Annotated in this window: 12 protein-coding genes and 1 pseudogene; 6 read left to right on the forward strand and 7 right to left on the reverse strand. The window is 73.6% G+C overall.

Annotated elements, in window-relative coordinates; genetic code table 11:
* Nucleotides 1–105 precede the first annotated feature (105 nt).
* On the reverse strand, nucleotides 106–447 hold the full coding sequence (locus ACIO92_RS28970; protein ID WP_366439937.1) for a hypothetical protein: 342 nt from the start codon (nucleotides 445–447) through the stop codon (nucleotides 106–108).
* A gap of 111 nt (nucleotides 448–558) precedes the next feature.
* On the opposite strand from ACIO92_RS28970, the gene ACIO92_RS28975 reads away from it, so the two are divergent.
* Nucleotides 559–822 carry a hypothetical protein gene (locus tag ACIO92_RS28975; protein ID WP_366439936.1) on the forward strand — a complete coding sequence of 88 codons (264 nt, stop codon included), beginning with the start codon at nucleotides 559–561 and terminating at the stop codon, nucleotides 820–822.
* Nucleotides 823–891: 69 nt separating this feature from the next.
* Here the strand turns inward: ACIO92_RS28975 and hutH are convergent, their stop codons facing one another.
* The 5 genes and pseudogenes from hutH to ACIO92_RS29000 form a co-directional block, all read right to left on the reverse strand.
* On the reverse strand, nucleotides 892–2,436 hold the full coding sequence (gene hutH / locus ACIO92_RS28980) for a histidine ammonia-lyase (protein ID WP_366440303.1): 1,545 nt from the start codon (nucleotides 2,434–2,436) through the stop codon (nucleotides 892–894).
* Nucleotides 2,437–3,052: 616 nt separating this feature from the next.
* Nucleotides 3,053–4,162: pseudogene (locus ACIO92_RS28985) on the reverse strand (diguanylate cyclase domain-containing protein); the annotation flags it as partial.
* A gap of 89 nt (nucleotides 4,163–4,251) precedes the next feature.
* A complete protein-coding gene (locus ACIO92_RS28990; RefSeq protein WP_366439935.1) occupies nucleotides 4,252–5,046 on the reverse strand; it encodes an enoyl-CoA hydratase-related protein in 795 nt (264 codons plus the stop codon).
* Between the two features lie 64 nt (nucleotides 5,047–5,110).
* Nucleotides 5,111–6,250, reverse strand: coding sequence for an adenylate/guanylate cyclase domain-containing protein (locus tag ACIO92_RS28995; protein WP_366439934.1), 1,140 nt, complete (start codon nucleotides 6,248–6,250; stop codon nucleotides 5,111–5,113).
* A gap of 226 nt (nucleotides 6,251–6,476) precedes the next feature.
* Nucleotides 6,477–7,328: a biotin--[acetyl-CoA-carboxylase] ligase gene (locus ACIO92_RS29000; RefSeq protein WP_366439933.1), complete on the reverse strand. Its 852-nt coding sequence runs from the start codon at nucleotides 7,326–7,328 to the stop codon at nucleotides 6,477–6,479.
* 134 nt (nucleotides 7,329–7,462) lie between these two features.
* Between ACIO92_RS29000 and ACIO92_RS29005 the strand changes: the two genes are divergently transcribed.
* The 4 genes from ACIO92_RS29005 (at nucleotide 7,463) to ACIO92_RS29020 (ending at nucleotide 10,370) form a co-directional block, all read left to right on the forward strand.
* Nucleotides 7,463–9,064, forward strand: coding sequence for an acyl-CoA carboxylase subunit beta (locus tag ACIO92_RS29005; protein WP_366439932.1), 1,602 nt, complete (start codon nucleotides 7,463–7,465; stop codon nucleotides 9,062–9,064).
* Nucleotides 9,065–9,092: 28 nt separating this feature from the next.
* Complete coding sequence (locus tag ACIO92_RS29010) at nucleotides 9,093–9,302, forward strand: acyl-CoA carboxylase epsilon subunit (RefSeq protein ID WP_366439931.1); 210 nt, start codon at nucleotides 9,093–9,095, stop codon at nucleotides 9,300–9,302.
* A gap of 143 nt (nucleotides 9,303–9,445) precedes the next feature.
* Complete coding sequence (gene mmpB, locus ACIO92_RS29015) at nucleotides 9,446–9,574, forward strand: morphogenic membrane protein MmpB (protein WP_366439930.1); 129 nt, start codon at nucleotides 9,446–9,448, stop codon at nucleotides 9,572–9,574.
* A 190-nt stretch (nucleotides 9,575–9,764) separates the two neighbouring features.
* A complete protein-coding gene (locus tag ACIO92_RS29020; RefSeq protein ID WP_366439929.1) occupies nucleotides 9,765–10,370 on the forward strand; it encodes a nucleoside triphosphate pyrophosphatase in 606 nt (201 codons plus the stop codon).
* Nucleotides 10,371–10,491: 121 nt separating this feature from the next.
* Here the strand turns inward: ACIO92_RS29020 and ACIO92_RS29025 are convergent, their stop codons facing one another.
* On the reverse strand, nucleotides 10,492–10,971 hold the full coding sequence (locus ACIO92_RS29025; protein WP_401240650.1) for a hypothetical protein: 480 nt from the start codon (nucleotides 10,969–10,971) through the stop codon (nucleotides 10,492–10,494).
* Nucleotides 10,972–11,335: 364 nt separating this feature from the next.
* On the opposite strand from ACIO92_RS29025, the gene ACIO92_RS29030 reads away from it, so the two are divergent.
* Nucleotides 11,336–11,436 (forward strand): biotin carboxylase N-terminal domain-containing protein (locus ACIO92_RS29030; RefSeq protein ID WP_351796016.1); only part of this gene is annotated, 101 nt, incomplete at its 3' end.

Consider the following 11,436-nt stretch of genomic DNA (forward strand, 5'->3'; position numbering starts at 1 on the left):
CGGGCGGGCCGTCCGGTTCCACGGGGCCCGGCAGGTCCCGGGCCCGCTCGCACGACAGGCCCCGGAACGCCGTCCCGGGGCCTGCGAACAGGGCGGATGCCCGTCCTACGACCGGTCGTCGTCGTCTTCCTCCGCCCCATCTTCCTCGCCGAGGTCCCACTCCAGCGCATCGGGGTCGTACTCGATCTCCTCACTGCTCCAGGAGGCCTGGACCATCTCGATCCCGGGGACGTCCCGGATCAGGTCGAAGGGCTCGACGAGGTAGGCGAGGGCCTCGGCCCCGTCCTCCCGGGCGGCGGCCCTGGCCTGCACCCTCTCCTCCTCGGGCATGAACTCGTCGTCGGCGATCCGGGCCTCGGCGGCCTCGGTCAGTTCGGCCGGGCCGTCGATCTCCAGGACCACATCGACGCGAAGACGGACATAGCGTGGTGACTCAGAAGTGCTCATGGGTCGGAGCGTAGGCGCCCGGGGGGCCTCGGGTTTCCCGCGACCCGCTGTGTTCATTAGCATCGACACACCGACCAATTCGCGGTTTCCGCAAGGGGGATCGAAATTTCCGTGTCCGCCGCCCGACGCCCACTGCTGACCGCGACCGCCGCGGGGACGTTGCTGTGCGCCCTGTGGTTCGTACCGTCCGCGAACGCCAACGACGAGGGGGGCGGCGCGCGGACCGGGATCGTCCAGGAGGACCAGGGACCCGACGGGTTCGCGGAGAGCGGCCCCTGGGGCACCGTCCCGTATCTGCTCGGCGGTACGGCCTTCCTGGGTGTCGGCGCGGCGTCCGTGACGCTCGCGATGCGCCGCAGGGGCCGCGCTTCCTGACGGGCCGACCTGCGCGCGAGGGGCCCGAACCGGTGGTTCCGGTGCGGGCCCCTCGCGCGTCGGGTGCGGTCAGGCCAGCGGGCCGGTGACCGGCTCGACGGCGGCGAGCAGCGCGCCCTCCCGTACGAAGGTGTCCGCCGCGGCCAGGTCGGGGGCGAGGAAGCGGTCCGGGCCGGGGCCCTCGACTCCGGCGGCGCGCAGGGCGGCGATGGCCGCCCGGGTGGCGGGGGCGGGGGCCAGGCCCCTGCGGAGTTCGACGCCCCGGGTGGCCGCGTACAGCTCGACCGCGATGATCCGGTTCAGGTTGCCGATCGCGGTGCGCAGCTTGCGGGCGGCGGACCAGCCCATGGAGACGTGGTCCTCCTGCATGGCGGAGGACGGGATGGAGTCGGCGGAGGCCGGGACGGCGAGCCGCTTCATCTCGCTGACCAGGGCGGCCTGCGTGTACTGGGCGATCATCAGGCCCGAGTCGACTCCGGCGTCGTCGGCGAGGAAGGGCGGCAGACCGTGCGAGCGGTTCTTGTCGAGGAGCCGGTCGGTGCGGCGCTCGGCGATGGAGCCGAGGTCGGCGGCGGCGATGGCGAGGAAGTCGAGGACGTACGCGACGGGGGCGCCGTGGAAGTTGCCGTTGGAGCGGACCTGGCCGTCGGGCAGGACGACGGGGTTGTCGACGGCGGCGGCGAGTTCGCGCTCGGCGACGAGCCGGGCGTGGGCCAGGGTGTCGCGGCCCGCTCCGGCGACCTGCGGGGCGCAGCGCACCGAGTAGGCGTCCTGGACGCGGGGGGCTTCGCCCGCCTGGGCGTGGCCGGTGAGCTCGGAGCCCTTGAGGACGGCGAGCATGTTGGCGGCGGAGGCGGCCTGGCCGGGGTGCGGGCGGATGGCGTGCAGTTCGGGTTCGAGGACCTTCTCGGTGCCGAGGAGGGCTTCGAGGGAGAAGGCGGCGGTGATGTCGGCCGACTTGTAGAGGACGTCGAGGTCGGCGAGGGCCATGATCAACATGCCGAGCATTCCGTCGGTGCCGTTGAGGAGGGCGAGGCCCTCCTTCTCCTTGAGTTCCACGGGGGCGATGCCGTGGGCGGCGAGCAGTTCACCGGCGGGGCGGACCGTGCCGTCGGGGCCTTCGGCGTCGCCCTCGCCCATCAGCGCGAGGGCGCAGTGGGAGAGCGGGGCGAGGTCGCCGGAGCAGCCGAGGGAGCCGTACTCGTGGACCACGGGGGTGATCCCGGCGTTGAGGACGTCGGCCATGGTCTGCGCGACCTCGGGGCGTACGCCGGTGCGGCCGGAGGCGACGGTCTTCAGCCGCAGGAACATCAGGGCGCGCACGACCTCGCGCTCGACGTGGGGGCCCATGCCCGCGGCGTGCGAGCGGACGATGTTCCGCTGGAGCTGGGCGCGGAGTTCCTGGCCGATGTGCCGGGTGGCGAGCGCGCCGAAGCCGGTGGAGACGCCGTAGACGGGCTCGGGCTTGGCCGCGAGCGCGTCGACGACGGCGCGGGAGGCGGCGAGGGCCGCCACCGCCTCGGCCGACAGCTCGACGCGGGCACCGTGGCGGGCGACGTCGACGACGTCCTGCGGGGTCGTGCCGGACGTGCCGAGGACCACGACTGTCTGCATATCCATATTCAGCACCCTACGGATTGAAGACCAACCTGTCACTAGGTGACCGCGTCACCGTCCGGAGGCATGTCGACCCCTTACCGCGCGGGGCCCTCGGGCGGGCGGTAAGGGTCCCGGTCCGGCGAGGTCGCGGCCGGGCGACGCCGAAGGGGCGGGGGTGGACCCGCGCGGACCCGGATGGCCCGAGAGAGGGAGGGAGCCCGGAGCTGCCGGGCGCCCCGCTCGCGTACCGAACGCGCAGGAGAGTCGCGCCCGGCGAACGCCCTCCGTAGCGACGCACGAGCCACCCCCGCCCGGCCCGCCGTCACCCGCCACCACGCGCCCCCGGGTGCGGACCCGAGTCCGGACGGGGGTCCGGGTGCGGGTGCGCGTCCGAGCCCAGGTCCGGGTGCGCGTCCGCGTTCCCGTGCGGATCGGGGCGCGGGCCCCGGTGCGGCTCCGCATCCGGCGAGCCCTCGGCCGAAGGCCCCCGCGACCCGTCCCGCTCCGGCGACGACTCCAGCGACGGCTCCGGTGCCGGTGCCGGTGCCGGTGCCGGTGCCGGTGCTGGTGCCGGAGCCGGTGCAGGTGGGTCCGACCGCGCCGGTGGGGACGCCGGTGCCGGTGGGGACGCCGGTGCCGCGTCCCTGAAGCGGCGGCGGTCGCGGGTGCTCGGAGGGGCGTCCGCGAGGCGGACCACCGTGCCGTCGCGGCCCGCCACGACCGGTTTCGCCGAGCGGGCCGCCTTCGCCTGGTACTGGGCCGCGTCCGCGAGGCGGAAGAGGCGGCGGGCGGATCTGAGGGGGCCGATGGGGTCGCCGGTGGAGGCGACCCCGCAGGCCACGCCCTCGCCGAGTTCCAGTTCCGCCGCCCGTACGCACAGTTCCTCCGCGACCGCGACGACCTCGTCCGCCGTCGGGCCGACCGTCAGCAGACAGAACTCGTCGCCCCCGAGCCGGGCCGCGAGGGCGCCGGGGAGCATGGCCCCGCAGCGGGAGAGGACCGAGCCGAAGCGCTCCAGGAGCCGGTCGCCGACGGCGTGGCCATGGGTGTCGTTGACCCGCTTCAGACCGTTGAGGTCGCAGACCATCAGGCTGACGACGGAGCCGTCCGCCCGGCAGCGCTCGACGGCCTCGTCGAGGCGGGTGTCGACGGCCCGCCGGTTGGCCAGCCCGGTCAGCGGGTCGGTGAAGGCCAGCTTGCGGACCTCCTCCAGCCGCTCGGCCTGCGAGATCCCGGCGGCGACGACCGCCGCGAGCACGGTGGCGAAGTCCGCGTCCGCCCGGGTGAAAGGTTTCTCCTCCGGCGGCCTGGCCACGTACAGCTCGCCCCAGGCGCGCCCGTGCAGCACGATCGGGGCGACCACGCAGCAGCCCCGGCCCCGGCGCCGCAGACCGGCCACCCGGCCCGTCGCCACCGGCCCCTCGGCCGTCTCCACCCAGGCGTCCGGCTCACCGCCGCCCGCCCACCGCTCGTGCAGGAACTCGGTGATCTCGGGGAACCGGTGCACCGGATACGTCTCCGACTCGGGGAACTCCTCCTCCCCCTCGGCCCGCTCCCCGGCGTTCACCAGGACCCTGAGCCGCCCGTGGTCCCGCTCCCAGACGGACAGGGCGGCGAAGCTGCCGTCGAGTCCCTCGCAGGAGCCGAGCGCCGCCGCCCGCCAGATCTCGCGCGAGGTGCGCGCCGCCGCCATCCCCTGCGCCAGCGCCACCACGGCCCGCAGCCGTCCGTCCTCACCCATTCCTCCAGCTTAGGGAGGTTTGATCCGTTTCCCCTACCGAGACGTCACCTTAAGTGACATTCGACGCGAAACAATACGTACAGTGAGGATCACTCGCCCGGCCAGTCCGGCTTCCGCTTCTCGTTGAAGGCCGCCACGCCCTCGGCGCGGTCGCCGGAGAAGGCCGTCGCGCGCCAGGCCGCGTCCTCGACCTCCAGCCCCGCCCGCAGGTCCAGGCCCTGCCCGAGCCGCATCGCCTTCTTCGCGTTGCGCAGCCCGACCGGCGAGTTGACCGCGATCCGCCCGGCCAGCTCCAGGGCGCCGGTCCGCGCGTCCTGCGCGAGCAGGTCCACGAGCCCCAGCCCACGGGCCTCCTCCGCCGCCACCCGGCGGGCCGTGAACACCAGCTCGGCGGCGCGCGCCGCACCCACCCGGCGCGGCAGCAGCTGCGTGCCGCCGCCGCCGGGGATGACGCCGACGGAGACCTCGGGCAGGCCCACCACGGCGGTCGCGTCGGCCACGATCACGTCGCAGGCGAGCGCCAGTTCGAAGCCGCCGCCGAGGGCGAAGCCGTGCACGGCGGCCACCGTCGGCATGGGCAGCTCCAGGACACCGGTGTAGGCGGCGCGGGCGGCGGGCCGCTGGCGGACCAGCTCGGCGTCGGTGAGGGAGTTGCGCTCCTTGAGGTCGGCGCCGACGCAGAAGGCCCGGTCGTTCGACGAGGTCAGCACGGTGACGCGGACGGAGCCGTCGGCGGCGAGCGCCGCACAGGCCGCCCCGAGGGAGCGGGCCATCTCGGAGGAGACCGCGTTCATCGCCTTGGGCCGGTCCAGGACCAGTTCGGCGACGTGCCCGTCCCCGTCCTTCCGGACCACCACGAACTCACCGAAGCGCTGCTCGGACATGACCGCACACCCTCCCGACCGGAACCCGCCCGTTAACGTCTGTTAACAGGCGCTCGGGAAGATCCTAGGTCGGGCGGCGGGTCAGGAGCCAGGGTTCGACGACCCCGAGGCCGCGCACCGGGCGCTGCCACATCGGCTGGAGCGCGAAGCGGTACGTGGCGGCCCTGCGGCCCTCCTTCCCGGCCCGTACGGCGTCCTCGGCGGCGGCGGTCTCCGAGACGGGCGCCTCCCCGGTCCTGGACAGCTCCTCCGCGAGCGCGCCGTCCACCAGGACGGCGTCCTTGGGCGCTATCGAGGTGAGGCGGCTGGCCAGGTTCACGGTGGTGCCGAAGACGTCGCCCATCCGGGTCGTCACGGTGCCGAAGGCGATGCCGACGCGGAGCGCGGGCATCGTCTCGTCGTGGCCGAGCGTCTCGATCAGGCGCAGCGCGATCTCGGCGGCGGTCCCGGCGTCGTCGGCGCAGAAGAGCACCTCGTCGCCGAGGGTCTTGATGAGCCGTCCGCCGTGCGCGGCGACCAGGTCGGCGCAGGTGGTCTCGAAGGCCTCGACCAGTTCGCCGAGCTCCTCCTCCTCCAGGCGGCGGGTGAGCCGGGTGAAGCCGACGAGGTCCGCGAAGCCGACCGCGAGCCGCCGGTCGACCATCTCCTCGTCGTCGGCGGCCTGCACGACCCGGCCGGTGGCGGCGGCGAGCTGGCGCCGCCAGACGTAGATGAGGAACTCCTCCAGCTCGGGCAGGAGCAGCTCGACCAGCGGATACGTGACCTCGGTGCGGGTCATGCCGGGCTCGGGCGGTTCGGTGAGCCCTTCGAGGAAGGAGTCGATCTGCCACTCGGCGAGCCGGGCGGTGGTCTGTCCGGTGGAGCGGGCGACCTGGACGGCCATCGGCTCGCTGAGCAGTCCGGCCTCGACGAGACCGGCGAGCCGCCGCAGGGCGAGGACGTCGGCCTCGGTCAGGGCCTTGGCCTGGCCGATGTCGGCGAAGCCCATGGCGCGCCAGAAGCGGGAGGCCAGCTCCATGGAGACACCGGCGGTGCGGGCGGCCTGGAAGGGGGTGTAGCGGCGGTCCGCGCCGAGGATGAGCTGTTCGAGGCGGATCGCGAGGGGGTCGTCGGTCGGTTCGGCCGTGTGGTCGACCTCGTGGTGGGGGGTCGGGTACGTGGGTGGCTGTGCCCCGCCGCCCGCGTTCGCGTCGTCGACGGTCACCGGCCGCCTCCTGCCCGTTCCCTGCCCACTTGTCCTGCCGATCTGTCGCCTGGATCGCGCTCCACGATACGACAGGTGTGGAATGTCTCACGCCCGAACGGCGAGCCGTGCCGTCCCGCGCCGGGGGTCCGGGCCGTCCGTGGCCCGTGCACGTACCCCCGGCGCCGCCCGGTCGTCCCTCCCGGCGCACCGCCCGGCCCGACCGGCGGCATCCGGGAGGGGCGGCCTACGCGGGGGTGCGCAGATGGACGATGTCCCCGGCGCCCACGGCCTCGGTGCCGCCGCCCTCGGTGGCCACCACGAGGCGTCCGTCGCCGTCCAGGGCGACGGCCTCGCCCTCCAGGGTCCGCTCGCCGGGCAGCTCGGCCCTGACCCGGCGGCCGAGGGTCGCGCAGCCCGTCGCGTAGGCGGCCTGGAGACCGGAGGCGGCGGGGTCGCCGTCGGCGCGCTCCCACGTGCCGTACCAGTCGTCGAGGGAGCGCAGGACGGCCCGCAGGAGGGTGTCGCGGTCGGTGGAGACGGCTCCGGCGAGGAGGAGGGAGCCTGCCGTGGGGACGGGCAGTTCGTCGGCGCGGAGGGAGACGTTGACGCCGAAGCCGACGACGACGGCGTCGTCGCCCGCGCGTTCGGCGAGGATGCCGCCCGCCTTGCGTTCGGCGCCGTCGACGGAGACCAGCAGGTCGTTGGGCCACTTGAGGGAGGTGTCGACCCCGGCGGACCGGGCGAGACCGGTGGCGACGGCCACGCCGGTGAGGAGCGGGAGCCAGCCCCAGCGCTCGACGGGGACCCGGGGCCTGAGGAGGACGGAGACGAAGAGCCCGGAGCGGGCGGGGGCGGTCCAGCGCCGGTCGAGGCGTCCGCGCCCGGAGGTCTGCTCCTCGGCGACCAGGACGGCGCCCTCGGGCAGTTCCCCGGCGCGGGCGGCCAGGTCGCTGTTGGTCGACCCGGTGGCGGTGACCACGTCGAGCGAGGTCCACAGTCCTTCGGGCTGGACGAGGGCACGGCGCAGGGCGGGCGCGTTGAGCGGGGGCCGGTCGAGGTCGGACCAGCGGCCGCCGGAGCCTTGGGGGGTCGTCATGCAAGCCAGACTAGGTGTGGGAAAGACCGCAGTGCCGAACCGTATCGCCGTCGCTACGCTACGGCTCAGTAGCTGAGCAGTAGCCCATTCGTAGTCAACGAATCCCCCGTGACCAGCCAGGGAGCCGCATCCCGATGTCCGAGCCGGCAGAGCAGTACGAGATCGACATCCACACGACCGCGGGCAAGATCGCGGATCTGAGGCGCCGCGTCGGCGAGGCCACCCACGCAGGCTCGGAGCGCGCGGTGGAGAAGCAGCACGCGAAGGGGAAGCTGACGGCGCGGGAGCGGATCGCCCTGCTGCTCGACGAGGGTTCGTTCGTGGAGCTGGACGAGCTGGCCCGGCACCGGTCGACCAGCTTCGGCCTGGAGAGGAACCGTCCGTACGGCGACGGGGTCGTCACCGGCTACGGCACGGTGGACGGGCGCCCGGTGGCGGTGTTCTCGCAGGACTTCACGGTGTTCGGCGGCGCACTGGGCGAGACGTACGGGCAGAAGATCATCAAGGTGATGGACTTCGCCCTGAAGACGGGCTGCCCGGTGATCGGGATCAACGACTCGGGCGGCGCCCGCATCCAGGAGGGGGTGAGCGCGCTCGGCATGTACGGGGAGATCTTCCGGCGCAACACCCATGCCTCCGGGGTGATCCCGCAGATCTCGCTGGTGGTGGGGCCGTGCGCGGGCGGCGCGGTCTACTCGCCCGCGATCACCGACTTCACCGTGATGGTGGACCGGACCTCGCACATGTTCATCACGGGGCCGGACGTCATCAAGACGGTGACCGGCGAGGACGTCGGCTTCGAGGAGCTGGGCGGCGCGCGGACGCACAACGCGACCTCGGGCGTGGCCCACCACATGGCGGGCGACGAGAAGGACGCGATCGAGTACGTCAAGTCCCTGCTGTCGTACCTGCCGTCGAACAACCTGTCCGAGCCGCCCGCGTTCCCCGAGGCCGCGGAGACCTCGGCGACGGACGAGGACCGTGAACTGGACGCGCTGATCCCGGACTCGGCGAACCAGCCGTACGACATGCACACCGTGATCGAGCACGTCCTCGACGACGGCGACTTCCTGGAGACGCAGGCCCTGTTCGCGCCGAACATCCTGACCGGCTTCGGCCGGGTGGAGGGCTTCCCGGTCGGTGTGGTCGCCAACCAGCCGATGCGGTTCGCGGGCTGTCTGGACATCGACGCGAGCGAGAAGGCGGCGCGGTTCGTGCGGACCTGCGACGCGTTCAACATCCCGGTCCTGACCTTCGTGGACGTGCCGGGCTTCCTGCCGGGCGTGGACCAGGAGTACGGCGGGATCATCCGGCGCGGCGCGAAGCTGATCTACGCGTACGCGGAGGCCACGGTCCCGCTGATCACCGTCATCACGCGGAAGGCGTTCGGCGGCGCGTACGACGTCATGGGCTCCAAGCACCTGGGCGCGGACCTGAACCTGGCGTGGCCGACGGCGCAGATCGCGGTGATGGGCGCGCAGGGCGCGGTGAACATCCTGCACCGCAGGACGATCGCGGAGGCGGGGGACGCCGAGGAGTCCGAGGCGGTGCGGGCGCGGCTGATCCAGGAGTACGAGGACGCCCTGCTCAACCCGTACACGGCGGCGGAGCGCGGTTACGTCGACGGGGTGATCCTGCCGTCGGACACCCGCCCGCAGATCGTCAAGGGGCTGCGTCAGCTGCGTACGAAGCGGGAGTCCCTGCCCCCGAAGAAGCACGGCAACATCCCGCTGTAGACCGCTTCCGGACCCTCAAGGAGCCGACATGATCAAGGTCGTACGAGGAAACCCGACTCCGGAGGAGCTGGCCGCCGCCCTGGCGGTGGTCCGGGCACGGGCCGCGGCGCTGGCGGCGTCCGCCCGGAGCGACGGGCCCGCGGTGCCGGAGGGGTGGTCGGACCCGTCCCGGATCGCCCGGACGGTACGGCAGCGGCCGGGTCCGCGGGCCTGGGCGCGGTCGTACTGGCCGGTGTGACCGGGCAGGTCACGGACCGGCCGGAGGCCCGGACCCCGGGGGTACCCATGGGCGGCGCGTCTCCGCGAATGGTCCTTCCGCACCGGGGCGCCTGAGTATCCGTACTCAGGCGCCCCGGCCGTTCCGCCCGCAGGATCGTGGACATGCTGTGGTCCGACCCCGAGAACCAGCCGCCGAAGTTCCTGCGGGACATGCAGGCGATGCTCCGCCGCACGGGGGTGCTGCTCGCCCTCGCGATGGTGGTGGGGATGTTCGTGGCCAGCGTGCGCTGAGGAGCCGGGGCGGGCCGGGCGGGAGCGCGTCGGGGCCGGGGGCCGTCCGGCGCAGGCGGGGCCGTCCGGCGCCGGGGCTCCGGAGGCGGTGCGACGCCGGTTCTCCGGGATGCCGTACGACGCCGGGGCGCCCCGCAGGGGGTGGGGCGTCGGCGGGCGCCCGTTCCGCCGTACTGGCTAGGCTTCCCCCATGACTGCTGATCCGCGCCGTGTCGTGCTCGCCTCCGCCTCCCCCGCCCGGCTCGGACTGCTCCGGCAGGCCGGTCTCGCCCCCGAGGTGATCGTCAGCGGGGTGGACGAGGACAAGGTGCACGCCCCGACGCCCGCCGAGCTGGCGCTCGTCCTCGCCGAGGCCAAGGCGGCCCGGGTGGCCGCCCGGCCGGAGGCGGCGGGTGCGCTGGTCATCGGCTGCGACTCGGTCCTCGAACTGGACGACCGGGCCCTCGGGAAGCCCGCCGACGCGGCGGAGGCCGTCGCCCGCTGGAAGGCGATGCGCGGGCGCGTCGGCGTCCTGCAGACGGGGCACTGCGTGTGGGACACGGTGACCAAGCGGTACGAGTCGGCGACCGCGTCCACCCTGGTCCGGTTCGGCGAGCCGACGGACGAGGAGATCGCCGCGTACGTGGCGAGCGGCGAACCGCTGCACGTGGCGGGCGCGTTCACCCTGGACGGGCGCTCGGCGCCGTTCATCGACGGCATCGACGGGGACCCGGGCAATGTGATCGGACTGTCGCTGCCGCTGCTGCGCAGGCTCCTCACGAAGCTGGACGTACGGATCACGGACCTCTGGGCCTGACGGACAGCGATACGCGTACGGGTGCGGGTACCCGTACGGACACGGGGACGGGACACTGTCACGGGGACACGGGCACGGGCGCGGCCTCCGGACCGGGTGTGACCGGCCGCCGCGCGGGGCGTCAGGCCGCCGCCGTCGCTCCGTCCCGGGCGTCCCCGGGGCCCTCCCGCTCCAGCCGTCGCTCCGTCCCGCGCGTCCCGGACTCCTCGCCGTACGCCACCAGCGTCAGGACGATCAGGCCGAGGACGGTCATGAGGACGGCGAACGCGCCCCAGCCGAGCAGTCCGACGGCGACGGCGGCGAGCACCCCGTGCACGAGCGCGCAGCCGATGAGCAGGGCCCGGCCGAGGCGCCCAGGGCGCCGGTCGCGGACCCCCGCGACGAGCGCGACGAGCGCGCAGAGGACGAGGGCGGCGCCGGAGCCGATGCCGAGCGCCCAGGTGCCGGTGTGCACCGCCTCGGGGTCCAGCCCGTCGAGGGACATCGACTGGGCCTTCACGAAACGGGCCATCACGGCGTTGACCGCGACGATGCCGGGCGCTTCGAGGAGCAGCACCGCCGCCGTCACGAGGGCTATCGGTCTGCGGGCCACTTCGGCCACCCCCTGCGTTCGGTTGTTACCGAGAGTACGTTCGACAGCGCGCAGGCTACTGGCCGGTAAACCCCTGGACAAGTGCTCGCGTCCGGCGGGCGGCGGCGGTCCGTTCCGCAAAGAATCATCAAGCCATTCGTAGAGACCCGACAAAGAAACCCGAACGGCCACTGGCCCCGCGAACAGAGACCTGCACCACACCTCGGGGCTACTGTGCCGTAAAGAATCCCTGCGTACCGTGGTGCGACAAGGGAATTCACGACCCGAGCAGGCCCGGGGTCACGCTGCGTGTGGGCAAGCTCACCACTGAGGACGGGTCGAAAGGCCGTGTCGGCAGTCCCTAAACTCAGCTTGTTTCAAGGAGGGAGCCATCGTGCGCAAGGTGCTCATCGCCAACCGTGGCGAAATCGCTGTTCGTGTGGCGCGGGCGTGCCGCGACGCCGGTATCGGCAGCGTGGCCGTGTACGCCGAGCC

The sequence above is a fragment of the Streptomyces sp. NPDC087215 genome (genome assembly GCF_044744885.1).
Classification (GTDB): domain Bacteria; phylum Actinomycetota; class Actinomycetes; order Streptomycetales; family Streptomycetaceae; genus Streptomyces.

What these genes read in the sequence shown, in the direction of transcription:
- ACIO92_RS28970 (WP_366439937.1), bottom strand. Translation starts at nt 447, where the DNA reads ATGAGCACTTCTGAGTCACCACGCTATGTCCGTCTTCGCGTCGATGTG.
- hutH (WP_366440303.1), bottom strand. Translation starts at nt 2,436, where the DNA reads ATGCAGACAGTCGTGGTCCTCGGCACGTCCGGCACGACCCCGCAGGAC.
- ACIO92_RS28990 (WP_366439935.1), bottom strand. Translation starts at nt 5,046, where the DNA reads ATGTCCGAGCAGCGCTTCGGTGAGTTCGTGGTGGTCCGGAAGGACGGG.
- ACIO92_RS29000 (WP_366439933.1), bottom strand. Translation starts at nt 7,328, where the DNA reads ATGACGACCCCCCAAGGCTCCGGCGGCCGCTGGTCCGACCTCGACCGG.
- ACIO92_RS29005 (WP_366439932.1), top strand. Translation starts at nt 7,463, where the DNA reads ATGTCCGAGCCGGCAGAGCAGTACGAGATCGACATCCACACGACCGCG.
- ACIO92_RS29010 (WP_366439931.1), top strand. Translation starts at nt 9,093, where the DNA reads ATGATCAAGGTCGTACGAGGAAACCCGACTCCGGAGGAGCTGGCCGCC.
- mmpB (WP_366439930.1), top strand. Translation starts at nt 9,446, where the DNA reads ATGCTGTGGTCCGACCCCGAGAACCAGCCGCCGAAGTTCCTGCGGGAC.
- ACIO92_RS29020 (WP_366439929.1), top strand. Translation starts at nt 9,765, where the DNA reads ATGACTGCTGATCCGCGCCGTGTCGTGCTCGCCTCCGCCTCCCCCGCC.